This is a genomic window from Kosakonia sp. MH5, assembly GCF_009935945.1.
GTDB classification, from domain to species: Bacteria; Pseudomonadota; Gammaproteobacteria; order Enterobacterales; family Enterobacteriaceae; genus Kosakonia; species Kosakonia radicincitans.
The window spans coordinates 765,664-790,406 of sequence record NZ_QODH01000001.1; the positions used below are offsets into that span (position 1 = coordinate 765,664).

General features: G+C 53.5%; 24 protein-coding genes and 5 tRNA genes. 9 read left to right on the top strand and 20 right to left on the bottom strand.

Translation table 11 applies throughout. From position 1 onward, the window contains the following. Positions 1–28: 28 nt before the first annotated feature. The 7 genes from modE to gpmA all read left to right on the top strand — a co-directional run bounded on the left by modE (position 29) and on the right by gpmA (position 7,905). Positions 29–817 (top strand): molybdenum-dependent transcriptional regulator, encoded by a 789-nt coding sequence (modE, locus tag DK872_RS03605; RefSeq protein WP_079518217.1) that lies wholly within the window; start codon positions 29–31, stop codon positions 815–817. A 67-nt stretch (positions 818–884) separates the two neighbouring features. Further along, positions 885–2,360 carry a molybdate ABC transporter ATP-binding protein ModF gene (gene modF, locus DK872_RS03610; RefSeq protein WP_161518039.1) on the top strand — a complete coding sequence of 492 codons (1,476 nt, stop codon included), beginning with the start codon at positions 885–887 and terminating at the stop codon, positions 2,358–2,360. A 327-nt stretch (positions 2,361–2,687) separates the two neighbouring features. Beyond that, a complete protein-coding gene (gene galE / locus DK872_RS03615) occupies positions 2,688–3,704 on the top strand; it encodes a UDP-glucose 4-epimerase GalE (protein WP_035885958.1) in 1,017 nt (338 codons plus the stop codon). A 10-nt stretch (positions 3,705–3,714) separates the two neighbouring features. Beyond that, a complete protein-coding gene (gene galT / locus DK872_RS03620) occupies positions 3,715–4,761 on the top strand; it encodes a galactose-1-phosphate uridylyltransferase (protein WP_035885959.1) in 1,047 nt (348 codons plus the stop codon). 2 nt (positions 4,762–4,763) lie between these two features. Beyond that, positions 4,764–5,912: a galactokinase gene (galK, locus tag DK872_RS03625; protein ID WP_007373932.1), complete on the top strand. Its 1,149-nt coding sequence runs from the start codon at positions 4,764–4,766 to the stop codon at positions 5,910–5,912. Further along, positions 5,906–6,946, top strand: a complete 1,041-nt coding sequence (gene galM / locus DK872_RS03630) for a galactose-1-epimerase (protein WP_035885960.1) — start codon at positions 5,906–5,908, stop codon at positions 6,944–6,946. The genes galK and galM overlap by 7 nt, the downstream gene beginning before the upstream one ends. A 206-nt stretch (positions 6,947–7,152) precedes the next feature. Beyond that, positions 7,153–7,905, top strand: a complete 753-nt coding sequence (gene gpmA / locus DK872_RS03635) for a 2,3-diphosphoglycerate-dependent phosphoglycerate mutase (RefSeq protein WP_043954207.1) — start codon at positions 7,153–7,155, stop codon at positions 7,903–7,905. 170 nt (positions 7,906–8,075) lie between these two features. On the opposite strand, the gene aroG is transcribed toward gpmA, so the two are convergent. Further along, on the bottom strand, positions 8,076–9,128 hold the full coding sequence (gene aroG / locus DK872_RS03640) for a 3-deoxy-7-phosphoheptulonate synthase AroG (protein WP_161518040.1): 1,053 nt from the start codon (positions 9,126–9,128) through the stop codon (positions 8,076–8,078). Between the two features lie 318 nt (positions 9,129–9,446). Here aroG and DK872_RS03645 point away from each other — a divergent pair, with 318 nt between their 5' ends. Beyond that, on the top strand, positions 9,447–9,830 hold the full coding sequence (locus DK872_RS03645) for a YbgS-like family protein (RefSeq protein WP_035885963.1): 384 nt from the start codon (positions 9,447–9,449) through the stop codon (positions 9,828–9,830). Positions 9,831–9,947: 117 nt separating this feature from the next. After that, complete coding sequence (gene zitB / locus DK872_RS03650) at positions 9,948–10,880, top strand: CDF family zinc transporter ZitB (protein ID WP_007373927.1); 933 nt, start codon at positions 9,948–9,950, stop codon at positions 10,878–10,880. Here the strand turns inward: zitB and pnuC are convergent. The 19 genes from pnuC to DK872_RS03745 all read right to left on the bottom strand — a co-directional run bounded on the left by pnuC (position 10,877) and on the right by DK872_RS03745 (position 24,699). Beyond that, a complete protein-coding gene (pnuC, locus tag DK872_RS03655) occupies positions 10,877–11,596 on the bottom strand; it encodes a nicotinamide riboside transporter PnuC (protein WP_007373926.1) in 720 nt (239 codons plus the stop codon). The genes zitB and pnuC overlap by 4 nt on opposite strands. A gap of 37 nt (positions 11,597–11,633) precedes the next feature. Next, positions 11,634–12,677, bottom strand: a complete 1,044-nt coding sequence (nadA, locus tag DK872_RS03660) for a quinolinate synthase NadA (protein WP_035886080.1) — start codon at positions 12,675–12,677, stop codon at positions 11,634–11,636. 390 nt (positions 12,678–13,067) lie between these two features. After that, positions 13,068–13,143 (bottom strand) — tRNA-Lys (locus tag DK872_RS03665). Positions 13,144–13,184: 41 nt separating this feature from the next. Then, positions 13,185–13,260, bottom strand: a tRNA-Lys gene (locus DK872_RS03670). 149 nt (positions 13,261–13,409) lie between these two features. Further along, positions 13,410–13,485 (bottom strand) — tRNA-Lys (locus tag DK872_RS03675). Between the two features lie 3 nt (positions 13,486–13,488). After that, positions 13,489–13,564 (bottom strand) — tRNA-Val (locus tag DK872_RS03680). Positions 13,565–13,691: 127 nt separating this feature from the next. Then, positions 13,692–13,767: transfer RNA gene (locus DK872_RS03685), tRNA-Lys, on the bottom strand. Between the two features lie 164 nt (positions 13,768–13,931). Continuing rightward, positions 13,932–14,735 (bottom strand): cell division protein CpoB, encoded by an 804-nt coding sequence (gene cpoB / locus DK872_RS03690; RefSeq protein WP_161518041.1) that lies wholly within the window; start codon positions 14,733–14,735, stop codon positions 13,932–13,934. 9 nt (positions 14,736–14,744) lie between these two features. After that, positions 14,745–15,260 (bottom strand): peptidoglycan-associated lipoprotein Pal, encoded by a 516-nt coding sequence (pal, locus tag DK872_RS03695; RefSeq protein ID WP_007373922.1) that lies wholly within the window; start codon positions 15,258–15,260, stop codon positions 14,745–14,747. Positions 15,261–15,289: 29 nt separating this feature from the next. Continuing rightward, the gene (gene tolB / locus DK872_RS03700) at positions 15,290–16,582 is read right to left on the bottom strand and encodes a Tol-Pal system beta propeller repeat protein TolB (RefSeq protein WP_035885966.1); all 1,293 of its coding nucleotides are present in this window, start codon (positions 16,580–16,582) and stop codon (positions 15,290–15,292) included. Between the two features lie 138 nt (positions 16,583–16,720). Then, entirely contained in the window at positions 16,721–17,992 is a 1,272-nt protein-coding gene (gene tolA / locus DK872_RS03705) for a cell envelope integrity protein TolA (protein ID WP_035885967.1), read from the bottom strand. A gap of 39 nt (positions 17,993–18,031) precedes the next feature. Beyond that, on the bottom strand, positions 18,032–18,460 hold the full coding sequence (gene tolR, locus DK872_RS03710) for a colicin uptake protein TolR (protein ID WP_007373919.1): 429 nt from the start codon (positions 18,458–18,460) through the stop codon (positions 18,032–18,034). Between the two features lie 3 nt (positions 18,461–18,463). Then, a complete protein-coding gene (gene tolQ / locus DK872_RS03715) occupies positions 18,464–19,156 on the bottom strand; it encodes a Tol-Pal system protein TolQ (RefSeq protein ID WP_090474323.1) in 693 nt (230 codons plus the stop codon). Next, a complete protein-coding gene (ybgC, locus tag DK872_RS03720) occupies positions 19,153–19,557 on the bottom strand; it encodes a tol-pal system-associated acyl-CoA thioesterase (protein WP_007373917.1) in 405 nt (134 codons plus the stop codon). Before ybgC ends, tolQ begins: the two co-directional genes overlap by 4 nt. A 148-nt stretch (positions 19,558–19,705) precedes the next feature. Further along, positions 19,706–19,999: a cyd operon protein YbgE gene (ybgE, locus tag DK872_RS03725; protein ID WP_035885968.1), complete on the bottom strand. Its 294-nt coding sequence runs from the start codon at positions 19,997–19,999 to the stop codon at positions 19,706–19,708. Continuing rightward, positions 19,999–20,112 carry a cytochrome bd-I oxidase subunit CydX gene (cydX, locus tag DK872_RS03730; RefSeq protein ID WP_007373915.1) on the bottom strand — a complete coding sequence of 38 codons (114 nt, stop codon included), beginning with the start codon at positions 20,110–20,112 and terminating at the stop codon, positions 19,999–20,001. The genes ybgE and cydX overlap by 1 nt, the downstream gene beginning before the upstream one ends. 14 nt (positions 20,113–20,126) lie before the next feature. After that, complete coding sequence (gene cydB, locus DK872_RS03735; protein ID WP_007373914.1) at positions 20,127–21,266, bottom strand: cytochrome d ubiquinol oxidase subunit II; 1,140 nt, start codon at positions 21,264–21,266, stop codon at positions 20,127–20,129. A gap of 15 nt (positions 21,267–21,281) precedes the next feature. Further along, the gene (gene cydA, locus DK872_RS03740; RefSeq protein WP_007373913.1) at positions 21,282–22,850 is read right to left on the bottom strand and encodes a cytochrome ubiquinol oxidase subunit I; all 1,569 of its coding nucleotides are present in this window, start codon (positions 22,848–22,850) and stop codon (positions 21,282–21,284) included. A gap of 652 nt (positions 22,851–23,502) precedes the next feature. Further along, positions 23,503–24,699 (bottom strand): MFS transporter, encoded by a 1,197-nt coding sequence (locus DK872_RS03745; protein WP_071920498.1) that lies wholly within the window; start codon positions 24,697–24,699, stop codon positions 23,503–23,505. Positions 24,700–24,743: the final 44 nt, after the last annotated feature.

The following is a 24,743-nucleotide window of genomic DNA, read 5'->3' on the forward strand; positions in this document are numbered from 1 at the left end:
AATACTCTTTTTGCCAGGACATTGCGTAATGCAGGCTGAAATTCTCTTAACCCTCAAACTCCAGGAACGCCTTTTTGCCGATCCGCGCCGTATTTCTTTGCTGAAACAGATTGAACAAACGGGTTCGATTAGCCGGGGCGCAAAGAACGCAGGCATCAGTTACAAAAGCGCCTGGGATGCCATCAATGAAATGAACCAACTGAGCGAACATACGCTGGTTGATCGTGCGACAGGCGGTAAAGGCGGCGGCGGCGCAGTAGTGACCCGTTACGGGCAGCGCCTGATTCAGCTTTACGATCTGCTGGCACAGATTCAGCAGAAGGCGTTTGACGTGCTAAGCGACGACGACGCGCTGCCGCTGAACAGCCTGCTGGCAGCTATTTCCCGCTTTTCCCTGCAAACCAGCGCCCGCAACCAGTGGTTTGGCACCGTAACCGCCCGCGATCACCAACAGGTGCAGCAGCATATTGAAGTGCTGCTGGCCGACGGTGAAACGCGCCTGAAAGTCGCTATCACCGCACAAAGTGGCGAACGGCTTGGCCTTGATGAAGGAAAAGAGGTGCTGGTATTGCTGAAAGCGCCGTGGGTCAATATCACACAGGATGCGCAGCGCGCAGCGCTTGCCGACAACCAGCTTAAAGGGTTTATCAGCCATATTGAGCGTGGCGAACAGCAAAGCGAAGTGCTGATGACATTGCCAGACGGACAGCAGCTCTGCGCCACAGTGCCGACGCATGACGTGGATAATTTGCAGGAACAGCGCGAAGTGACGGCATATTTTAATGCCGATCGCGTCATTCTCGCCACGTTATGCTAATCGCATTGACAAGTGAGTGCATTGCACGTATCCCTGAACTTCATTGCTGCAAAAAACGGGATATATCATGTCATCATTGCAAATTTCGCAAGGTACGTTTCGTCTTAGCGATACACGCACGTTGCACCTTGAGCAGTTGATCCTGCGGGCAGGCGAAAGCTGGGCCTTCGTTGGCGCGAACGGCAGCGGGAAATCCGCGCTGGCCCGCGCGCTTTCCGGCGAACTGACGCTGCTGAATGGTGAGCGTCAGTGTCAGTTTACCCGCCTGACGCGCCTCTCTTTTGAGCAGTTACAAAAACTGGTCAGCGATGAGTGGCAGCGCAACAACACCGATATGCTCAGCCCGGGCGAAGAAGATACCGGGCGCACCACGGCCGACATCATTCAGGATGAGGTCAAAAACCCACAGCGCTGTGAACAGCTGGCGGCGCTGTTCGGCATCACGCATCTGCTGACACGCCGCTTTAAATACCTTTCGACCGGCGAAACGCGCAAAACGCTGCTGTGCCAGGCGCTGATGTCCGAGCCGGAACTGCTGGTTCTGGATGAACCGTTCGACGGGCTGGATGTGAACTCCCGCCAGCAACTGGCGGAACTGCTGGCGCGGCTGAATAGTGAAGGTTACACCGTAGTGCTGGTGCTTAACCGCTTCGATGAAATCCCGGATTTTGTACAGCATGCTGGCGTACTGGTGGATTGCACCCTGACGGAAACCGGTGAAAAATCCGCCCTGCTACAACAAGCGCTGATTGCGCAACTGGCCCACAGTGAAAAGTTGGCCGGGATTGCCCTGCCGGAACCCGATGCGCCCCCGGCCCGAGAAACATTACGCGCGGGCGAGCCGCTGATAGTGCTGAATGATGGCGTCGTTTCTTATAATGACAGGCCGATCATCAACCAGCTTTCCTGGAAGGTAAATCCCGGCGAACACTGGCAGATCGTCGGCCCGAACGGCGCGGGGAAATCGACGCTGTTGCGCCTGATCACCGGCGATCACCCGCAGGGTTACAGCAACGATCTGACGCTGTTTGGCCGCCGTCGCGGCAGCGGTGAAACTATCTGGGATATCAAAAAACACATTGGTTACGTCAGCAGCAGTCTGCATCTTGATTACCGCGTCAGCACCAATGTGCGCAACGTGATCCTCTCCGGCTACTTTGATTCAATTGGCATCTATCAGACGGTATCAGACAAGCAGCACAAACTGGCGCAGCGCTGGCTGGATATTTTAGGTTTTGACGCCCGCACCGCCGATGCGCCCTTCCACAGCCTTTCATGGGGACAACAGCGGCTGGCGCTGATTGTCCGCGCGCTGGTGAAACATCCGACATTACTGATCCTCGACGAGCCGCTGCAAGGGCTGGATCCGCTAAACCGCCAGCTAATCCGCCGCTTTGTTGACGTATTAATCAGTGAAGGGCAAACCCAATTGCTGTTTGTTTCGCACCATGCCGACGATGCGCCAGCCTGCATTACTCACCGGCTGACCTTCGTGCCGGAAGGCGACAGCTATCGCTACCAACTCGAAACGCACGCTTCCTGATCAGCATCACTCTGGCGAACATCTGGAATATAGTCTTTTATCCTGTGCGCCGATTGCCTGAATGCCATCAATGACTTATAACCTCCTCGGGACGTTGTCCGGCTTTGCCGGCAGCGTCTGCGTTGCTGTAACGCAATGCAGTCATTTTAAGACTATTCATATTCGCCGGATAAGCGCCGCTAAAGCAGGGTTTTTCCGGCGGTTACGCGACAAACCGGACGACAGAAAATTCAGTGTAAACGATTCCACTAATTTATCCCATGTCACAGTTTTCACCTCTCTGTTATGCTAAGGTTTGTTCATATCAAATGCTTTATGGAGTGAAATATGCGAGTTCTGGTTACTGGTGGTAGCGGTTACATAGGAAGCCACACCTGCGTGCAACTGCTGCAAAACGGCCATGACGTCATCATTCTGGATAACCTCTGTAACAGTAAGCGCAGCGTGCTCAATGAAATCGAGCGCTTCGGCGGAAAATCCGCACTGTTCGTTGAAGGCGATGTTCGCGATGAAGCGCTGCTGGCCGAAATCCTGCACGATCATGCCATTGAAGCGGTCATTCACTTTGCCGGGCTGAAGGCCGTTGGCGAATCCGTGGCGAAGCCGCTGGAGTACTACGACAACAACGTCAACGGTACGCTGCGCCTGATCGACGCCATGCGCGCGGCCAACGTCAAAAACCTGATTTTCAGCTCCTCCGCCACGGTCTACGGCGATCAACCGAAAATCCCTTATGTCGAAAGCTTCCCTACCGGAACGCCGCAAAGTCCGTACGGCAAAAGCAAGTTGATGGTGGAACAGATCCTCACCGACCTGCAAAAAGCCCAGCCGGAGTGGAGCATCGCGCTGCTGCGCTACTTCAACCCGGTTGGCGCGCATCCGTCAGGAGATATGGGCGAAGATCCGCAGGGTATCCCGAATAACCTGATGCCTTACATCGCGCAGGTTGCCGTTGGCCGTCGCGATTCTCTGGCGATTTTCGGCAACGATTATCCGACGCCGGATGGCACGGGCGTGCGTGATTACATTCATGTGATGGACCTGGCTGACGGTCACGTTGCGGCTATGCAACAACTGGCCGGCAAACCGGGCGTCCATATTTACAACCTCGGCGCCGGCGTCGGCAGCAGCGTACTGGATGTGGTCAACGCGTTCAGCAAAGCCTGCGGCAAACCGGTGGCATGGCACTTTGCGCCGCGCCGCGAGGGCGATTTACCGGCCTACTGGGCCGACGCGACCAAAGCCGATAAAGAGCTGAACTGGCGCGTAACCCGTACGCTTGACGAAATGGCAGAAGATACCTGGCGCTGGCAGTCACGCCATCCGCAGGGTTATCCGGATTGAAGGAGCAGTAATGACGCAATTTAACCCGGTCGATCACCCGCATCGCCGCTACAACCCGCTGACCGATCAGTGGATCCTGGTTTCTCCGCATCGCGCAAAGCGTCCCTGGCAAGGGGCGCAAGAAACGCCTGCGAAGCAAACATTGCCTGCACACGATCCGGATTGCTTCCTGTGTCCGGGTAATACTCGCGTAACGGGCGATAAAAACCCGGATTACACCAGTACTTACGTGTTCACCAATGATTTTGCGGCGCTGATGACCGACACGCCGCAGGCGCCGGAAAGCAGCGATCCGCTGATGCGCAGCCAGAGCGCGCGCGGGACCAGCCGGGTTATTTGCTTCTCGCCGGATCACAGCAAAACGCTGCCGGAACTGAGCCTGAATGCGCTGGAAGAGGTAATAAAAACCTGGCAACAGCAAACCGCCGAGCTGGGCCAGCACTATCCATGGGTGCAGGTGTTTGAGAACAAAGGCGCGGCAATGGGCTGCTCCAATCCGCATCCGCATGGTCAGGTGTGGGCGAATAGCTTTCTGCCCAACGAAGTGGAACGCGAAGACCGCCTGCAAAAAGCGTACTTTGCTGAACATCACTCACCGATGCTGGTCGATTATGTGCAGCGCGAGCGGAATGACGGCAGCCGTACGGTGGTAGAAACGGACCACTGGCTGGCCGTGGTGCCTTACTGGGCGGCCTGGCCGTTCGAAACGCTGCTGTTGCCGAAGGCGCATATCCAGCGCATTACCGACTTAACCGCAGCACAGCGCAGCGATCTGGCGCTGGCGCTGAAAAAACTGACCAGCCGTTACGACAATCTGTTCCAGTGCTCTTTCCCCTACTCGATGGGCTGGCACGGCGCGCCGTTTAACGGTGAAGAGAATGATCACTGGCAGTTACACGCGCATTTCTATCCGCCGCTGCTGCGTTCCGCTACCGTGCGTAAATTTATGGTGGGCTACGAAATGCTGGCGGAAACCCAGCGCGATCTGACGGCAGAACAAGCCGCTGAACGCCTGCGTGCGCTGAGCGATGTCCATTTTCGCGAATCCGGAGAATAACAATGAGTCTGAAAGAGAAAACACAATCCCTGTTTGCTGAGAAATTTGGCTACCCTGCCACCCATACCATTCAGGCTCCGGGCCGCGTGAATCTGATTGGTGAACATACTGACTATAACGACGGTTTTGTACTGCCCTGCGCCATTGATTACCAGACGGTGATTAGCTGCGCGCCGCGCACCGATCGCATCGTGCGGGTGATTGCCGCCGATTATGATAACCAGACGGATGAATTTTCCCTCGACGCCCCGATTGTGACTCACGACAGCCAGCAGTGGTCCAACTATGTGCGTGGCGTAGTGAAACACCTGCAAAAACGCAACGCAGGCTTTGGCGGCGCCGATCTGGTGATCAGCGGCAACGTACCGCAAGGCGCGGGGTTAAGCTCCTCAGCATCGCTGGAAGTGGCGGTCGGCACCGTCTTCCAGCAACTTTACCATCTGCCACTGGATGGCGCGCAGATTGCCCTTAACGGCCAGGAAGCGGAAAACCAGTTCGTCGGCTGTAACTGCGGCATTATGGATCAGTTGATCTCGGCGCTGGGCAAAAAAGGCAGCGCGTTGCTGATCGACTGCCGCTCGCTCGGCACCAAAGCGGTGTCGATGCCGGAAGGCGTGGCAATTGTCATCATTAACAGTAACTTCAAACGCACGCTGGTCGGCAGTGAATACAACACGCGACGTCAGCAGTGCGAAACCGGCGCGCGTTTCTTCCAGCAGAAAGCGCTGCGTGATGTCAGCATCGATCAGTTCAATGCGGTAGCGCATGAGTTGGATCCGCTGGTCAGCAAACGCGTACGCCATGTGCTGACAGAAAACGCGCGCACGGTCGAAGCGGCCGCCGCGCTGGAGAAAGGCGATCTGCAACGCATGGGCGTGCTGATGGCTGAATCCCACGCGTCAATGCGCGATGATTTTGAAATCACCGTGCCGCAAATCGATACGCTGGTCGAGATTGTGAAAGCCACCATCGGTGATAAAGGCGGCGTGCGCATGACCGGTGGTGGCTTCGGCGGCTGCGTTGTCGCGCTGGTGCCGGAAGCGCTGGTTCCTGCGGTCAAACAGGCCGTGGAAAGCCAGTACGAAGCCAAAACCGGCATCAAAGAAACCTTCTATGTGTGCAAACCTTCACAGGGAGCAGGACAGTGCTAAACGAATCTGCGACGGCGGCTCCGGACGGGCTGCCCTTTCGTCTCATCACTCTGCGCAACAGCGCCGGAATGGTGGTGACACTAATGGACTGGGGCGCGACGCTGCTTTCGGCTCGCGTGCCACTGAAAGATGGCTCCGTGCGTGAAGCGCTGCTCGGCTGCGCGTCACCGGAATACTATCTGCAACAATCCGCGTTTCTCGGCGCTTCGGTGGGCCGTTACGCCAACCGTATCAGCAAGAGCCGTTTTCAGCTTGATGGTCAGACATATGCGCTTACGCCCAGCCAGGGCGAAAATCAGTTGCATGGCGGCCCGGAAGGTTTCGACAAGCGTCGCTGGCGGATTGAGCGTCAGAATGAAAACGAAGTGCTGTTTTCGCTCACTTCGCCGGATGGCGATCAGGGTTTTCCGGGCAACGTAAACGCCACGGCGCATTTTCGCCTCGGCGAGGATAACCGTCTGGCAATTGAATATCGTGCCACGACGGATAAACCCTGCCCGGTCAACCTGACCAACCACGCCTATTTCAACCTCGATGGGTACCAGTCTGATGTGCGTAGCCACTCCCTGCAACTGCTGGCAGATGAATATCTGCCTGTGGATGAGATGGGGCTGCCGACCGGTGGGTTGAAAAAAGTCGCGCTGACCAGTTTTGATTTCCGTACGCCCAAAACCGTGGCGGAAGAGTTTCTCAGCGATGACGATCAGCGTGCGGTAAAAGGCTACGATCATGCGTTTTTGTTGCAGGCGAAGGGCGATGCCAGCCTGCCTGCGGCACAGTTGTGGTCGGCGGATAATCAACTGCAAATGACGGTTTATACCAGCGCTCCAGCGCTCCAGTTCTATTCCGGCAATTATCTTGACGGTACGCCAGCGCGCGGGGGGAAAACCTACGCTGCATGGCAAGGCCTGGCGCTGGAGAGTGAATTTTTGCCCGACAGCCCGAATCGCCCGGACTATCCGCAGCCGGACTGTGTTTTACGCCCCGGCAGCGAATATGTCAGCCTGACGGAATATCACTTTATTGCGCTTTAATCTCAGCCCTCCTCCCGGAGGGCTTTTTTTTGCTCATTTTGCTGAAATAAGCGTCACTTATCGACAAAACTATAACCCCTGGTTCACAAGCACCTTACACTGCGCGGCTATTTTCGCTATGGTTATGGGTAATCGTTGCCGGGGCTCTCTCTCCGGCAATATAATGAGAATTGTTATCATTCAATCAGACTTACAGGAGTAAGAGTATGGCTGTTACTAAGCTGGTTCTGGTTCGTCATGGCGAAAGCCAGTGGAACAACGAAAACCGCTTCACCGGTTGGTACGATGTCGATCTGTCAGAGAAAGGAGTTGGTGAAGCGAAAGCAGCAGGCAAACTGCTGAAAGAGGAAGGCTACTCCTTCGATTTTGCTTACACCTCCGTGCTGAAACGTGCCATCCACACACTGTGGAACGTGCTGGACGAACTGGATCAGGCGTGGTTGCCGGTAGAAAAAAGCTGGAAACTGAACGAGCGTCACTACGGTGCGTTGCAGGGTCTGAACAAAGCCGAAACCGCAGAGAAATACGGTGACGAGCAGGTTAAACAGTGGCGTCGAGGCTTTGCCGTTACCCCGCCAGCGCTGACTAAAGATGATGAGCGTTTCCCGGGCCACGATCCGCGCTACGCTAAACTGAGCGAAGCCGAACTGCCGCAGACCGAAAGCCTGGCGCTGACCATCGATCGCGTTATTCCTTACTGGAATGAAACTATTCTGCCGCGCCTGAAAAGCGGTGAGCGCGTGATCATCGCTGCGCACGGTAACTCCCTGCGTGCGCTGGTGAAATACCTCGACAATATGAGCGAAGAAGAGATCCTCGAACTGAACATCCCGACCGGCGTACCGCTGGTTTATGAGTTCGATGAAAACTTCAAACCGCTGAAACACTACTACTTGGGCAATGCGGAAGAGATCGCTGCAAAAGCCGCTGCAGTAGCAAACCAGGGTAAAGCGAAGTAAGTTTTCCCCCATAAAAAAAGCGTGGATTGCTCCACGCTTTTTTTTGCACTTCACACGCAATCAGAGACACAAAATAATTCGCGTTGCAGAAAGGCGGCGAAGCTAATCTCCGGCAGCTAGCACAAAGTGACCCAGGTTAGCGAGAAAAGCCAACGTCTCTGCGGCTCGAATCAGGCACGACGCGCTTTTACCGCTGCCGCTAACTGACGCAGGATAGTGTCCGTATCTTCCCAGCCGATGCACGCATCGGTGATGCTCTTACCGTAGACCAGCGGTTCGCCGCTCTCCAGACTCTGGTTACCTTCTACCAGGTGGCTTTCAATCATCACGCCGATAATCGCTTTTTCACCGTTGGCGATCTGCTGACAGACATCGCTGCCAACGTCCATTTGCCTTTTGAACTGCTTGCTGGAGTTCGCATGGCTGAAATCGATCATCACCTGCGGTTCCAGGCCCGCTTTGGTCAGACCTGATTTCACTTCTGCCACATGTTTTGCACTGTAGTTCGGCTCTTTGCCGCCGCGCAGAATAATGTGGCAGTCGCCATTACCGGCGGTATTCACAATGGCAGAGTGGCCCCATTTGGTGACCGACAGGAAGCAGTGCGGCGCGCTGGCGGCGTTAATGGCGTCGATCGCCACTTTGATGGTGCCGTCGGTGCCGTTTTTGAATCCAACCGGACAGGAGAGACCAGAAGCCAGCTCGCGGTGTACCTGTGATTCCGTAGTACGGGCGCCGATCGCACCCCAGCTCATCAGATCCGCCAGATATTGCGGCGTGATCATATCGAGGAATTCACCCGCAGCCGGCAGGCCGCTGTCATTGATTTCCAGCAATAATTTGCGGGCAATGCGCAGGCCGTCGTTGATCTGGAAGCTGTTGTCCATATGCGGATCGTTGATCAGCCCTTTCCAGCCAACGGTAGTACGCGGTTTTTCAAAATAGACGCGCATCACCACTTCCAGCTCGCCACCGAGCTCTTCACGCAATGCCAGCAGGCGCGAAGCGTACTCTTTCGCCGCCGCAGGATCATGAATGGAACACGGGCCAATCACCACCAGCAGACGATCGTCATTGCCGCGCAGAATGTTATGGATCGCTTTGCGGGCGCTGGATACCGTCTGGGCGGCAGCTTCAGTGGCGGGGAATTTTTCAAGGAGCGCTACAGGAGGTAATAACTCGTTGATCTCTTTAATACGTAAATCGTCGTTCTGATAATTCATGATCTTTCCAGTGTGGCCATACTTTTTGTAATGAATGCAATCTTTCCAATCTATCTTGTCAGGCCCGAAGTGTAAACGCCCTTTTACACTTCGGGCGGATAATTCCTGGAATGGCGCAAAAAGCCATGCAAAAGTCGCAGACTGTTAGATAGTGGCTACACTTTTTAACTGTAAACACCGTTAAATTGAACTTTAGCAATATTACATTCTGCCGTTAATAAATAAAGCGGCATCTTTCACCACTGAGCGTGATGACTCGTTCGCGCTGCTTTTATCGCCTTTGCCGGTGATGAAAACGACCAGAACAGGAGCTTTATGATGAAAATGAATAAATTAGCGACGCTTTTACTGACCTCGACCCTTACCCTTGCAGGTGGCGCAGCATGGGCTGCGGATTCTGCATCTGATGCCTCGGCCAATAACGGCCAGGCAAACTCCTCGGCAGCCGCGGGGCAGACCGCCCCGGATGCGCAGCAGAACCTTGCACCGAACGGGGTTGATAACAGCAAAATTAACAACGGCAGCACGAATTCTGCTACCGGTACGCAGCAAACTCACTCATCGCAGCATATGAGCAAAGATGAAGTGCACAAAAACACGATGTGTAAGGATGGGCGTTGCCCGGACGTAAACAAAAAAGTCGAAACCGGTAATGGCACTAATAATGACGTCAATACCAAAACCGATGGCACAACCCAGTAAAGAGTGATGCCATGACACATGAGGAGAGCTTCGGCTCTCCTTATTTTTTTCTTCTCACCGGTTAAAAATCTGTAATGATGTAAGGCGTTAAGCCTGGTTAAAAGGAAGGAGCCATTCATGGCGCATTCACATTCACACGCTCCCGCCGATGCCAACGCCCGGCGTTTGTTGCTGGCATTTATTGTCACCGCCGTTTTTATGTTGGTGGAAGTGGCTGGCGGGATTATTTCCGGCTCGCTGGCGCTACTGGCTGATGCTGGTCACATGCTTACCGATGCCGCCGCCCTGCTCTTCGCGCTATTAGCTGTCTGGTTTGCTCGCCAGCCGCCCAGCGCGCATCGTACGTTTGGCTGGCTGCGGCTGACGACGCTGGCCGCCTTTGTGAATGCGCTGGCGCTGGTGCTGATTACCGTGTGGATTGTCTGGGAAGCACTTCAGCGCTTCTACCATCCGCAGCCGGTCGCCGGGTTAACCATGATGGTGATCGCTATTGCCGGTCTGCTGGCAAACATACTGGCGTTCTGGTTGCTGCATCGCGGTAGCGAAGAGAAGAATCTCAATGTGCGTGCTGCGGCGCTGCATGTACTGGGTGATCTGCTCGGTTCCGTTGGGGCGATCGCCGCCGCGCTGGTCATTATGCTGACCGGATGGACGCCGGTCGATCCTATACTTTCCGTGCTGGTTTCAGCGCTGGTGTTGCGCAGCGCCTGGCGTTTATTGAAGGAAAGCGTCAATGAATTGCTGGAAGGTGCGCCGTCGACATTCGACATTGGCGCGCTGAAACGCCATTTGCGCCGCGCCATTCCGGAAGTGCGCGACGTACACCATGTTCATGTCTGGCTGGTCGGTGAAAAACCATTAATGACGTTGCATGTGCAGGTTATTCCACCGCGGGATCACGATAAGCTACTCGGTGAGATCCAGCATTTCCTCATCCACCATTACCAGATTGAGCACTCCACCGTGCAGATGGAGTATCAGCTCTGTAACGGGCCAGACTGTACGCTGGGAGAATCACAGCCTGACCATCACCATCAGCATCACCATTAATGTGAAAACGCGTGAGAACCCCGCTCACGCGCGCTGTTCATCCACATCCGGCTGCCATTAAGCGCAATGAATGTCAGGATCAGATACTCAAGCGACATCGCCCACACGCCTTGCAATGCGAAAATCACCACGCTGATGACGTTGATGATCACCCAGAGCAGCCAGTTTTCAACGTATTTGCGGGTCATCAGGATCATCGCCACAATCGACAACACCATCATGGAAGAATCCCAGAACGGGAAAGCATCGGGTTGCAGCTGCGGCATCGCCACATTCAGCCCCAGCGTTTGCATTACTGAGACAGCAATTTTCGTCAGAAACGCAAAGACAGGATCAATAAACGCGGTCATCAGGCCAATCGCGACCACGCACACGGCCAGCCACGCCAGCGCCTTCGGCAACGGCAGCCAGCGAATTTGCAGCTCAGCCTCGTTTTGCGATGTCTGGCGTGACCAGGCGTACCAGCCGTAAATATTGGCAGCAAAGAAAAAGAGCTGGAGCAACAGGCTGGCGTAGAGCTGGATCTGGAAAAAGATAATGGCGAACAGCGTGACGTTTATCAGACCAAACGCGTAATTACTGATTTTCTCCAGGCTCGCCAGCCAGATACACAGTAAGCCCGCCAGCGTGCCTGCAGCTTCAATCCATGAGAGATCGTACCCACCAGCACCCAGCGGTATGTGCACCAGGATGTTCTGTGTACTAAAAAAATCCATTCTTTCCCCAGAGCGTATTGTTACGCGTTAAAAAGTATTAAGGTCGTAGTGTAGCCGCAAAATCCAGCATGCGGTTCAGCGATACCAACGCGCCTTCGCGTAGTGCCGCATCAACATGGATCTCATGCTCAGCACCGGCGTGTTCCAGCCCTTCAGCAATCGCTTTCAGGCCATTCATCGCCATCCACGGACAGTGCGCACAACTGCGGCAAGTCGCCCCTTCTCCTGCTGTCGGCGCTTCAAACAGCTCTTTTTCCGGTACGGCTTGCTGCATCTTATAAAAGATACCCCGGTCAGTGGCGACAATAAGCTGTTTATGCGGCAGTGTTTTTGCCGCAGCAATCAATTGGCTGGTGGATCCTACAGCATCCGCCAGTTGCACGACCGATTGCGGCGATTCTGGATGCACCAGGATAGCGGCTTGCGGGTAGAGCGCCTTCATGCGCATCAGCGCCTGGGTTTTAAATTCATCATGAACAATACAGGCGCCCTGCCAGCACAGCACATCAGCACCGGTCTGTTTCTGCACGTAGCTTCCCAGATGTTTGTCCGGCGCCCAGATAATTTTCTCGCCGAGGCTATCGAGATGCTCAATCAACTCGACGGCAATACTGGACGTTACGACCCAGTCGGCACGCGCTTTCACTGCTGCCGAGGTATTGGCATAGACCACCACTGTACGATCCGGGTGAGCGTCGCAGAAAGCAGTAAACTCATCAATCGGGCAGCCCAGATCGAGTGAACATTCGGCGTGCAGTGTTGGCATCAGGATGTTTTTTTCCGGGCTGAGAATTTTAGCGGTCTCGCCCATAAAACGAACGCCTGCGACCAGCAGCGTGGAGGCTGGATGTCTGGCACCAAAGCGCGCCATCTCCAGCGAATCGGCGATACAACCCCCAGTCTCTTCCGCCAGTTGTTGGATCTCCGGGTCGGTATAATAGTGCGCGACCATCACCGCATCCCGTTCTTTCAGCAAGCGTTTGATTTTCTCGCGGTAAAATTGCTTGTCTTGCTGATCCAGCGGCTGGGGTTTTGGCGGAAAAGGATAGATTGCGGCTTCAGGGTCAAACATTACGCTCATCATGCTTACTCGTTTTTCTTGCTGAACTTAACAACCGGGTTCGTCACCATGGAAGCGGGTAATCCGGCAGAGATGTTTTATATACTAAACAAGATAGCCGATTGCGTAAAAAATGTCGTGATGAATTTTTAAGGAATGGCAGATCCCCCTCCAACAGCAGCTACTGCTGACGCTGTGCTTAGCAGGCCTATGGATGGATATCGCGGGATTTACGGATGTCAGAAAGCAAAAAACCCGCCAGCGCCATTTTACATGGGTGGGTCGTGCAGGATGACTCGCTTCGCTCGCCCTTCGAACGCTGCGCGTTGTTCAAAATTGTTCCCGACAATTTTGTCGAATCTTCTCTATTCGCAGAAAGCAAAAAAGCGCCTTTAGGGCGCTTTTTTACATTGGTGGGTCGTGCAGGATTCGAACCTGCGACCAATTGATTAAAAGTCAACTGCTCTACCAACTGAGCTAACGACCCCTTACGAGACTGCTCTTCGAAGTAATCACCCACGTTGAAAGTGGTGGGTCGTGCAGGATTCGAACCTGCGACCAATTGATTAAAAGTCAACTGCTCTACCAACTGAGCTAACGACCCATAGGGGTAGTGACTTCGAAGATAATTTTACCAGGAACCACATTAAGTGGCGGATCGTGCAGGATGATTTGGCCTTTGCCTCGCCCTGTGGCGTCGCTGCTGACGCAACGTTATCCTTCACGTTTAACACCATTAGATTGATGTTAAATTGGTGGGTCGTGCAGGATTCGAACCTGCGACCAATTGATTAAAAGTCAACTGCTCTACCAACTGAGCTAACGACCCGAGTGGTGGGTGATGACGGGATCGAACCGCCGACCCCCTCCTTGTAAGGGAGGTGCTCTCCCAGCTGAGCTAATCACCCGATACTACTTGCTGGATACTACTTTAAGTGATGGGTCGTGAGGATGATTCGGCTTTGCCTTACCCTGTCGGGCCGTTGCTACGCAACGTTATCCTTCACGCTTAACATCTCCACCCCGATGTTAAATTGGTGGGTCGTGCAGGATTCGAACCTGCGACCAATTGATTAAAAGTCAACTGCTCTACCAACTGAGCTAACGACCCACTTTCATGTTGCCTCTGGTTTAAGAGATATCCCGTGGCAACGGCGGCATATATTACTGATTTAAGATTTCAGCGCAACAACAATTTCAACCAGAATGACTTAACTGCTTATGATTCATGCGACAAGACCAGAAAAAACACGATTTCTGGTCATGCGCTATGCATTACATAGAACCAAGGCGTTTTTGCGCTTGTTTCGCGCCGTCGGTACCAGGGTATTTACTGACCACCTGCTGGTAAACCGCTTTCGCTTTCGCGCTGTCACCTTTGTCCTGCATAATCACGCCGACCTTGAACATAGCGTCAGGCGCTTTAGGCGACTTCGGGTAATTCTTCACCACAGAGGCAAAGTAATAAGCAGCGTCGTCTTTTTTACCCTTGTTATAATTCAACTGACCAAGCCAGTAGTTGGCATTCGGTATGTAGGTTGAATCTGGGTACTTTTTGACAAAATTCTGGAAAGCAGCGAGCGCATCATCCTGACGGGATTTATCCTGTACCAGCGCAATCGCCGCATTGTAATCCGTATTTGCATCGCCGCTTTGAACGGGAGCACCAGACGTTGCCGTACCGTTATTTGCGCCCGTATCCACTGCTGGCGCTTGCGCCGCCGCACCGCTCTGATCGCCGGAAGCTTGCTGCGTCTGTCCCGCTGTGCCACTGCTCAAATTGCCTATCTGCTGCAAAATTTGCTGTTGGCGTTCAACCACCTGATTAAGCTGATACTGATTTTCCTGGATTTGTCCACGAAGGGTATCAATATCGGCCTGATTATCGGAGAGTTGTTGCTGGAGTTGAGTCAAAAGCTGGCTATGAGCATTAGAAATACGCTCGAGTTGAGTGACACGGTCTTCGACCGAGCCTGAGCCGACACTACTGATTGGCGCCTGAGCATTAGCGGCCCATGGGGCCGCTATGCCAACCAGTAACGACAGACTCAACAAATGATGTCTGAAGTTACTGCTCATGCAATTCTCTTAGTAAACCAGTACGGCACGACGGTTTTTAGCGTAAGCCGCTTCGTCATGACCCAGTACTGCAGGTTTTTCTTTACCGTAAGAAACGATGGAGATCTGATCTGCGGAAACGCCTTTACCCTGCAGGTACATTTTAACGGCGTTAGCACGACGTTCGCCCAAGGAGATGTTGTATTCCGGAGTACCACGTTCGTCCGCGTGACCTTCTACGGTGACTTTGTAGGACGGGTTGCTACGCAGGAAGTTAGCGTGAGCATCCAGCATCGCAGCGAAGTCAGAACGGATGTCATATTTGTCCAGATCGAAGTAAACAATGTTGTTCTGCTGCAGCTGTTGCATTTGCAGACGCGCTTGTTCTTCGGAGGACATATTGCCACTACCGTTCATGCCAGTGCCAGCACCCATCATGCCTTCGCCGCTCTGGTCGCTGGTGTTGTTCTTGTGAGAAGAACACGCAGCAATCGCCATAACAGGCAGAGCCAGCATCAGGCCTTTCAGCACTTTGTTCAGTTGCATTTCTTTGATTCCTTTATAAATATTTATTATTACAGATACGGAGACCAGGCAGGGAATTTAACCTGACCATCAGTCGCCGGAAGACGCGCTTTGAAACGCCCATCTGTAGAAACCAGATTCAGCACGGATCCCATCCCCTGAGAAGAGCTGTAGATTACCATTGTGCCGTTAGGTGCCAGACTTGGCGTTTCATCCAGGAACGTTGACGTCAGAACCTGTACGCCACCCGCTGCCAGATCTTGTTTAGCGATGTGCTGCTGACCACCGTCAGAGCTTACCATCACCATAAATTTGCCGTCGCTGCTCACGTCAGCATCCTGGTTTTGTGAACCCTGCCAGGAGATACGCTGCGCTGCGCCGCCATTGATACCTACTTTATACACCTGCGGACGACCCGCCTGGTCAGACGTAAAGGCCAGCGTCTGGCTATCCGGGAACCAGGTCGGTTCGGTGTTGTTGCTGCGGCCATCGGTAACCTGACGAATCTGGCCGGAACCAATATCCATGACATAAATGTTCAGGCTACCGGTTTTAGACAGCGCAAACGCCAGTTTAGAACCGTCCGGCGAGAAGGCCGGCGCACCGTTGTGGCGCGGGAAGGAAGCAACCTGGCGGATGCTCGCATTCGCCAGCGTCTGGATAACCAGAGCAGAACGACCGCTTTCAAACGTCACGTAAGCCAGTTTGGACCCGTCCGGAGACCATGCCGGAGACATCAGCGGCTGCGGCGATTTGTGCACCAGGAACTGGTTGTAACCGTCATAGTCAGAAACGCGCAGCTCGTACGGGAACTGACTGTTCGCAGTCTGCACTACGTAAGCAATACGGGTACGGAATGCACCTTTAATGCCGGTCAGTTTTTCGAATACTTCATCACTGGCGGCGTGAGCGGCATAACGCAGCCACTGTTTGTTCACTTTAAAGGAGTTCTGCGCCAGCACGGTACCCGGCGCACCACCGGTGTCCACCAGTTGGTAAGCGACGTTGTAGCTGCCGTCAGGATTCGGGGTTACCTGACCAACAACCACCGCATCGATGCCTAACGCAGACCATGCGGCTGGCTGAACTTCCTGTGCGCTGCCAGGCTGCTGCGGCAGGCGGGAACGATCGAGGGGATTGAATTTGCCGCTGTTGCGCAGATCCGCAGCAACGATACCGCCGGCATCTTCAGGCGCGGCACCAGGGCCTGCCCACTGGAAAGGCACAACGCCAATCGGGCGTGCCGAGTCCACCCCCTGGGTGATCTCGATACGTACTTCTGCGTGCAGCACCGCTGCCCACAGCATCAGAAAACCAAATGCAACACGTAATGCCTGCTTCATCATATCTCCCTTATCCGGGTGGAAAACCCGCGATAATTTAGCAGAATTTTAACAAACTCAATAAGACAAAACTACCCGCGTCGGAACAACCGGTACGATTTCCCCCCGCGCGGTGCGAAGGAAAGTCTACCTTATGGTTCAAGGTCCTGGTTTAAAGTCCAGCGGCGCATTTTTGAACACTTCATACACAGCCTGACTTGGCGGCTTCGGTATTTTTGCCTGTCTTGCAGCTGCAAGAGCCGCCTGACAAAGCGCCGGGTCGCCACCTTCGGACTGAATATCTAACAGCATGCCATCCGGCGCCAGTTTGACACGCAACGTACAGGTTTTCCCCGCATAGGAGGAGGAATCATAAAAGCGGCTTTCAATCGCCGATTTTATCTGCCCTGCATAGTTACTGATGTCAGCACCTGATGCGCCGTTGTTCTTAGTGTTACCAGAACCGGCTGCGGCTGCATTATTCCCTTTCGCCCCACCACCTGTTTTCGGCGCATTCTTACCGGAACTTAAATCGCCAAACAGATCGTCAACGCCAGCGGCAGCAGCGGCTTTTTCAGCGGCGGCTTTCTTGGCAGCAGCCGCTTTCTTATCGGCGGCGGCCTTCTCAGCGGCTGCAGCTTTCTTCTCTTCTGCAGCTTTTTCAGCGGCAGCAGCTTTCGCAGCAGCAGCCTTCTCAGCCGCAGCGGCTTTCTCTGCTGCTGCTTTCTCCGCGGCGGCTTGTTTAGCCGCTTCGGCCTGTGCTTTCTTCTCAGCGTCTGCCTGAGCTTTCTTCGCTGCTTCAGCTTCCGCTTTTTTCTTCGCATCGGCGGCGGCTTTTGCGGCTTCAGCTTCTGCTTTTTTCTGTGCGTCGGCAGCGGCTTTTGCGGCTTCAGCTTCCGCTTTTTTCTGCGCATCGGCAGCGGCTTTCTTCGCTGCTTCTGCTGCTTCTTTTGCCTGAGCGTCTGCTTTAGCTTTTGCATCAGCGGCTGCTTTCGCTGCGGCTTCTTCAGCTTGCTTCTGTTGCTGCTGCGCTTTTTTCGCCGCCTCTTCCGCTTGTTTCTGCTGCTCGGCCTGTTCGCGCGCGGCTTCCTGCGCCTGCAAACGCTCCTGCTCCAGCTGTTTCAAACGCTCCTGCTCGGCAGCCTGCTTTTCACGCAGCTCTTCCGCCTGCTGTTGCGCCTGTTTTTCGCGCTGCTCTTTGGCTCGTTGCGCACTGGCTTGCTGCTGCTGTTGGCGATTGTAATTGTCCACCACAGCACCGGGATCGACCATCACCGCATCGATCGCCGAGCCACCGCCGCCGCCCGCAGACGCATCAATATGCTCGTCGAACGAACTCCAAATCAGCAGCGCCACCAGAATTACGTGCAGCACGGCTGAGATGATTATCGCTCGCTTAAGCTTGTCGTTTTGTACGGTTGCCTTTGACACTCTCGGTTCCCAAAAACTGTCCGCCTGTCAGGCGAGTGATCAGATAGGCTGCGTCATCAAGCCAACCGATTTCACACCCGCGCTATGTAACAGGTTCAGCGCTTTAATGATTTCATCGTACGGCACATCTTTCGCTCCGCCGATTAAGAACACGGTTTTCGGATTGGATTGCAGGCGACGCTGCGCCTCGGCAATCACCTGCTCTGGCGGTAGCTGATCCATGCGATCTTTTTCCACCACCACGCTGTACTGTCCGACACCGGAAACCTCAATAATGACCGGAGGATCGTCATTGGTACTGACGGTCTGCGATTCCGTCGCATCCGGCAGATCGACCTCTACGCTCTGCGTGATGATCGGCGCTGTTGCCATAAAGATCAGCAGCAGCACCAGCAACACGTCCAGCAACGGTACAATGTTGATTTCAGACTTGAGGCCACGACTGCCCCGCCCACGCGTTCTGGCCATGGATTACTCCTTATTGCTGTCGCTGCTGGCGAATGCCTGGCGATGCAGAATAGCCGTGAACTCTTCCATAAAGTTGTCGTAATTCAGTTCCAGTTTGTTCACGCGCTGGTTCAGGCGGTTATATGCCATCACCGCCGGGATTGCGGCAAACAGACCGATTGCGGTAGCGATCAACGCTTCCGCGATCCCCGGCGCAACCATTTGCAATGTGGCCTGCTTCACCGCGCCCAGCGCGATAAAGGCGTGCATGATCCCCCATACCGTACCGAACAGACCGATATACGGGCTGATAGAACCCACGGTACCAAGGAAAGGAATGTGGTTTTCCAGATTTTCCAGCTCGCGGCTCATCGAAATGCGCATCGCCCTTGATGCCCCTTCGACAATCGCTTCTGGCGCGTGACTGTTTGCGCGATGCAGACGGGCAAACTCTTTGAACCCGCTGTAGAAGATTTGTTCCGAACCGCTCAGATTATCGCGGCGAGCCTGGCTTTCCTGATACAAACGTGACAGTTCAATGCCGGACCAGAACTTGTCTTCGAATGCTTCTGCTTCGCGCCCTGCTGCGTTCAGGATGCGCGTTCTCTGGATGATGATTGCCCAGGATGCGATTGAAAAACCAATCAAAATCAACATGATAAGTTTGACCAGAAGGCTAGCCTTCAGGAACAAATCAAGGATGTTCATGTCAGTCACTGCTTAAACTCCGCGACAATAGACTTGGGAAGCGCACGAGGCTTCATTAAGAGTGGATCAACACAGACAATCAGCACCTCAGCTTCATTCAGCACTTTGTTCTCTGCGTTGACAATCCGCTGCGTGAACACCATGGAGGTACCACGCATTGATGTAATTTCCGTTTGGACTTCGAGCATGTCGTCGAGTCTGGCGGGCGCAAAATACTCCAGCATCATTTTGCGTACCACGAACGCGACGCGCTCAGCCAGCAGAACTTGTTGGCTAAAGTGATGATGGCGCAGCATCTCTGTACGGGCTCTTTCATAAAAAGCTACGTAGCTGGCGTGGTAAACCACACCACCGGCGTCTGTATCTTCGTAATAGACACGAACCGGCCATCGAAACAGCGTTGTATTCACTTTACATCCCGGTAATGCAAAAAAAGTTAGAGCTTTTAAACTTCGCTACTATACGCGCGGGAAAGGTGCTTTGGAATGGGTTCAGGTAAACGGATAGTAAAAATTTATGGGCTTTTGCAAGCCCATGAGGATAGCGGATATTTCTTATTCAAAAGAAGAAAAAAATAAGCCCCGCCAGCAGAACGGCATCAGCAATAAGCGGGCAGAAAAAACCCTGCCAGTGAATGGCGCGCGGACGAAAACCGACGCCATGGATAACCCCGGCACACACCGCCCACATCAGCAGCAATCCGTGCCAGATCTCCAGCTCGCTGGTTTTCGCAGCAAAACGGGACGGATCCCAGAAAATGCAGCCAGCCAGCAGGAGCGCCATTATTAAGGAAAGGGCCCTTAACGGGCCCTTATCCATTACCGCATACAATTTTGCGATAACTTTTTCCATTACTGTTCTTCTTGTCCGGCTTTCGACGCTTCAACGTGTTCCAGCGCCAGGGCGGTAATCACTCCAAAAGCACAGGCAAGAAGCGTTCCTAAAATCCATGCGAAATACCACATATTCAGCTCCTTACTTAGTACATAGAGTGGGTATTGCTTTCAATATGTTCTTTGGTGATACGGCCGAACATTTTCCAGTAACACCAGATGGTGTAGAGCAGAACGATTGGCACAAATACCAGAGCAACATAGGTCATCAGATTCAGCGTCAGTTGGGTCGATGTTGCATCCCACATGGTCAGGCTAGCTTTCAGCATGGTGCTTGACGGCATGATGAACGGGAACATCGCGATACCGGCGGTCAGAATGATGCAGGCCAGGGTCAGCGAAGAGAACACAAATGCCCAGGCCGCTTTATCCAGACGCGCGGTCAGTACGGTCAACAGCGGCAGGACTACGCCCAGCGCCGGGATCACCCACAACACAGGCGTGTTGTTAAAGTTAGTCAGCCAGGCACCAGCCTGTAGCGCAACGTCTTTAAGCAACGGATTAGACGGGGCGTGATGATCCATCACAGAGGTCACTACATAGCCATCAATGCCGTAAACCACCCACACACCGGCCAGTGCGAAGCAGATCAGCGTCACCAGTGCGGCGATCTGCACAGTAGCGCGAGCACGCAGATGCAGTTCACCCACGGTACGCATTTGCAGATATGTTGCGCCTTGCGTCAGGATCATCGCCACACTAACCACACCCGCCAGCAGACCAAACGGATTCAGCAACTGGAAGAAATTGCCGGTGTAGAACAGACGCATATCGTTGTCGAGGTGGAATGGCACACCCTGCAGCAGGTTGCCAAACGCCACGCCAATCACCAGCGGCGGTACGAAGCTACCGATGAAAATGCCCCAGTCCCACATCCCGCGCCAGCGATTGTCTTCAATCTTCGAGCGGTAATCGAAACCCACCGGACGGAAGAAGAGAGAAGCCAACACGAGGATCATCGCAACATAGAAGCCGGAGAACGCAGCAGCGTAAACCATCGGCCAGGCAGCGAACAGCGCGCCACCAGCGGTGATCAGCCAAACCTGGTTGCCGTCCCAGTGCGGCGCAATGGCGTTAATCATCACGCGGCGCTCAGTGTCGCTACGACCCAGCACGCGGGTCAGCATGCCCACACCCATGTCGAAGCCATCTGTGACAGCGAAACCAATCAGCAAAATACCGACCAGCAGCCACCAGATAAAACGTAATACTTCATAATCGATCATTTGACGACTCCTGTCTTAGCGTGCCGGCTGAGAAGCCACAGTGGACTGCTCATAGTGATAGCGACCTGTTTTCAGGCTGCTCGGCCCAAGGCGAGCAAATTTGAACATCAGGAACACTTCCGCCACCATAAACAGCGTATAAAGGCCGCAAATCAGAATCATGGAGAACAGCAGATCGCCAACGGTTAACGACGAGTTAGCCACCGCGGTCGGCAACACCTCACCAATCGCCCACGGCTGACGTCCGTACTCGGCAACAAACCAGCCGGATTCAATGGCGATCCACGGCAGCGGAATACCATACAGCGCCGCGCGCAACAGCCATTTCTTCTCGCCAATACGGTTACGAATCACCGTCCAGAAGGACGCGGCGATAATCAACAGCATCAGAACACCGCACGCCACCATGATACGGAACGCGAAGTACAGCGGCGCAACACGAGGGATAGAGTCTTTCGTCGCCTGCTGAATTTGCGCGTCAGTCGCATCGGTCACATTCGGCGTGTAGCGTTTAAGCAACAGGCCATAACCAAGGTCTTTCTTGACGCTGTTGAACTGATCGCGAACGGACTGATCGGCAGAACCTGAGCGGAGCTGCTCCAGCAACTGGTACGCTTTCATACCGTTACGGATACGCTCTTCATGCTGCACCATCAGCTCTTTCAGGCCGATAACCGGGGTATCCACCGAACGGGTCGCGATAATGCCCAGCGCGTAAGGGATCTGGATAGCAAATTTGTTCTCTTGCTTATCCTGGTCCGGCACACCAAACAGAGTAAATGCCGCCGGAGCCGGTTGCGTTTCCCATTCGGCCTCAATGGCAGCCAGTTTGGTTTTCTGCACGTCGCCCATTTCGTAACCGGATTCATCACCCAGCACAATAACAGACAGCACAGCGGCCATGCCGAAGCTGGCAGCGATAGCGAAGGAGCGTTTAGCAAAAGCGATGTCGCGCCCACGCAGCAGGTAGTAGGAGCTAATACCGAGGATAAAGATGGCGCCGCAGGTATAACCGGAAGCTACGGTGTGAACGAATTTCACCTGAGCAACCGGGTTCAGCACCAGTTCGGCAAAGCTCACCATCTCCATGCGCATGGTTTCGAAGTTGAAATCAGAGGCGACGGGGTTCTGCATCCAGCCGTTAGCAACAAGGATCCACAATGCCGACAAGTTAGAACCCAGCGCGACTAACCAGGTAACTGCCATGTGCTGCACTTTACCGAGACGATCCCAACCGAAGAAGAACAAACCGACAAATGTGGATTCGAGGAAGAAGGCCATCAACCCTTCGATTGCCAGTGGCGCACCGAAGATATCCCCAACGTAGTGGGAATAGTATGACCAGTTAGTCCCGAACTGAAACTCCATCGTCAGGCCTGTTGCCACGCCCAGAGCAAAGTTGATACCAAACAACTTGCCCCAGAACTTGGTCATATCTTTATAAATCTGTTTGCCGGAGAGGACATAGACCGTTTCCATAATTGCCAGCAGGAACGCCATACCGAGCGTCAGTGGCACAAACAGAAAGTGGTACATCGCAGTCAAGGCAAACTGTAAGCGCGACAGTTCGACTATATCTAACATTCTGACTCCTTGCTCATCGCATGAAGACTCCGAGAGTAAACCCCGTTAGCGCGGGTTCACACGCATGCCCCAATACAAATTTGTTGCACTACTTTTATTCACTGCCACATAAATTGTGGTAATGAATGAAAAAAGTTACAACCAGGTTAATAAAAATTTCGAATTGATCTCGCGAACATATTAACTCGGAAAACCCTTACGATAAATAGGTTTTTATTGAGTTAATTTTACGTTTTTCGACACCGATCAATTTATGCCAACCATACCGCTTTTTAGCCAATTTGATCTGCGACAATTTAACGATTTTCACAATCTTTTCCAAGCTTTTAGATATTGATTTAAATCATTTTTATTCTTTACTGTTAATTTTGTAGCTGGTGTATAGCTGTGGTAAAAACCTTGTTAACAGCATGTTCATTTTAACGTAATCAATGGTTATCAATCGGCAGGTAAAGGTAAATAATGGCGAGTATATTTAACGTTTATCATTTGCGTAAAAAAATGGGTCGTCCATGACAGATAAGGAACCTGAGAAATTAGACTTATTGCACATCTTTTTTATTTTACAAATATTTCACCATTACGATTATCATACTTAACACCGCTCCGTGATTATTCTTTTTATTCTCGCTCGCGCTAAAACCCTTTTATTTTATGGGGCATTGTTCAGCCGCATCCAGCGCCGTGTTGTAGCCCAGAAGATAAGCGCCAGCAGACTTACGGTAGCACCGAGCAAACAAACGCCCTGCCAGCCGAATCCAGCATAGATAACAGTTGTCGCCATGGCGCCCAACCCACTGCCTGTCGCGTAAAACAGCATATATAACGCCACCAGTCTGCCGTGTTGAGCAACGTTGGTGCGCAAAAGCAGACTCTGGTTCGTGACATGCAGCGCCTGTCCGCCGAAATCAAGCAGTACAATCCCCAGGATCAGCAGAACCAGAGAGTGTTCCAGCCTTGACAGCGGCCACCAGGCAAGCAGCAATAGCAGAAGAGACAGCAAACTTGTGCGCTGTGCATTACCGCGATCCGCTTCCTTTCCGGCTTTCGCCGCAGCCAGTGCTCCCGCAACACCCGCCAACGCCAACAAACCAATCGCCGTATGTGAAAAACCAAACGGCGCGGCACTCAACGGCAGCACCATCGCACTCCAGAAAATATTAAAAGCCGCAAACATCAACAGCGCCAGCACACCACGGATTTGCAATACCCTATCGGTGCATAACAGCACCAGCATTGAAGACATCAAACGAAACCAGCTTTCAGAAACCGCAGAGGCGCGCATGACCGGCAACCGTTGCCTGAGGAGCAGCAACAGCATCATCATCAGCAATGCAGAAACGCCATACACCGCCCGCCATCCCGCCAGGTCACTAATAACCCCGGCAAAGATACGCGCCAGCAGCAGGCCGATAAAAACGCCGCCTTGCGCGGCGCCCACAACCCTGCCCCGCTCCCGTTCACTGGCAATACTGGCCGCACTGGCGATCAATCCCTGTGTCATGGCCGTACCCAGCAAACCGGTTGCCAGCATGCCAGTGAGCAACACTACAGCCGATTGCGCCAGCGCCACGGTGCTCAACGCCACCATCAGCGCCAGTAACTGCACCAACAATAACCGACGTCGTTCAACAATATCGCCCAGTGGTACCAGCAGCAGTAAAGCCAACGCTGATCCCACCTGAGTTGCAGTCACCACGCCGCCGACAGCCGCCTGGCTAATGGCGAAACTCTGCGCCAGCGCATCAAGTAGCGGCTGAGCGTAATAAACATTCGCCACACATAAGCCGCTGGCCACGGCAAACATGGCAATCAAACCCCGTTCTGTTGTCTGCTTGTTTTTATTCATTCCACTAACCTGGTTGCAAAATAAAACTGGTTGAAGCGTAGCCA

Coding starts and splice junctions, on each gene's coding strand:
- pal (WP_007373922.1), bottom strand. CDS start 15,260: ATGCAACTGAACAAAGTGCTGAAAGGCCTGATGCTGGCTCTGCCTGTT.
- galE (WP_035885958.1), top strand. CDS start 2,688: ATGCGAGTTCTGGTTACTGGTGGTAGCGGTTACATAGGAAGCCACACC.
- cydB (WP_007373914.1), bottom strand. CDS start 21,266: ATGATCGATTATGAAGTATTACGTTTTATCTGGTGGCTGCTGGTCGGT.
- gpmA (WP_043954207.1), top strand. CDS start 7,153: ATGGCTGTTACTAAGCTGGTTCTGGTTCGTCATGGCGAAAGCCAGTGG.
- cydA (WP_007373913.1), bottom strand. CDS start 22,850: ATGTTAGATATAGTCGAACTGTCGCGCTTACAGTTTGCCTTGACTGCG.
- zitB (WP_007373927.1), top strand. CDS start 9,948: ATGGCGCATTCACATTCACACGCTCCCGCCGATGCCAACGCCCGGCGT.
- cydX (WP_007373915.1), bottom strand. CDS start 20,112: ATGTGGTATTTCGCATGGATTTTAGGAACGCTTCTTGCCTGTGCTTTT.
- DK872_RS03645 (WP_035885963.1), top strand. CDS start 9,447: ATGAAAATGAATAAATTAGCGACGCTTTTACTGACCTCGACCCTTACC.
- modE (WP_079518217.1), top strand. CDS start 29: ATGCAGGCTGAAATTCTCTTAACCCTCAAACTCCAGGAACGCCTTTTT.
- nadA (WP_035886080.1), bottom strand. CDS start 12,677: ATGAGCGTAATGTTTGACCCTGAAGCCGCAATCTATCCTTTTCCGCCA.
- modF (WP_161518039.1), top strand. CDS start 885: ATGTCATCATTGCAAATTTCGCAAGGTACGTTTCGTCTTAGCGATACA.
- aroG (WP_161518040.1), bottom strand. CDS start 9,128: ATGAATTATCAGAACGACGATTTACGTATTAAAGAGATCAACGAGTTA.
- galK (WP_007373932.1), top strand. CDS start 4,764: ATGAGTCTGAAAGAGAAAACACAATCCCTGTTTGCTGAGAAATTTGGC.
- galT (WP_035885959.1), top strand. CDS start 3,715: ATGACGCAATTTAACCCGGTCGATCACCCGCATCGCCGCTACAACCCG.
- ybgE (WP_035885968.1), bottom strand. CDS start 19,999: ATGGAAAAAGTTATCGCAAAATTGTATGCGGTAATGGATAAGGGCCCG.
- DK872_RS03745 (WP_071920498.1), bottom strand. CDS start 24,699: ATGAATAAAAACAAGCAGACAACAGAACGGGGTTTGATTGCCATGTTT.
- cpoB (WP_161518041.1), bottom strand. CDS start 14,735: ATGAGCAGTAACTTCAGACATCATTTGTTGAGTCTGTCGTTACTGGTT.
- tolB (WP_035885966.1), bottom strand. CDS start 16,582: ATGAAGCAGGCATTACGTGTTGCATTTGGTTTTCTGATGCTGTGGGCA.
- tolR (WP_007373919.1), bottom strand. CDS start 18,460: ATGGCCAGAACGCGTGGGCGGGGCAGTCGTGGCCTCAAGTCTGAAATC.
- pnuC (WP_007373926.1), bottom strand. CDS start 11,596: ATGGATTTTTTTAGTACACAGAACATCCTGGTGCACATACCGCTGGGT.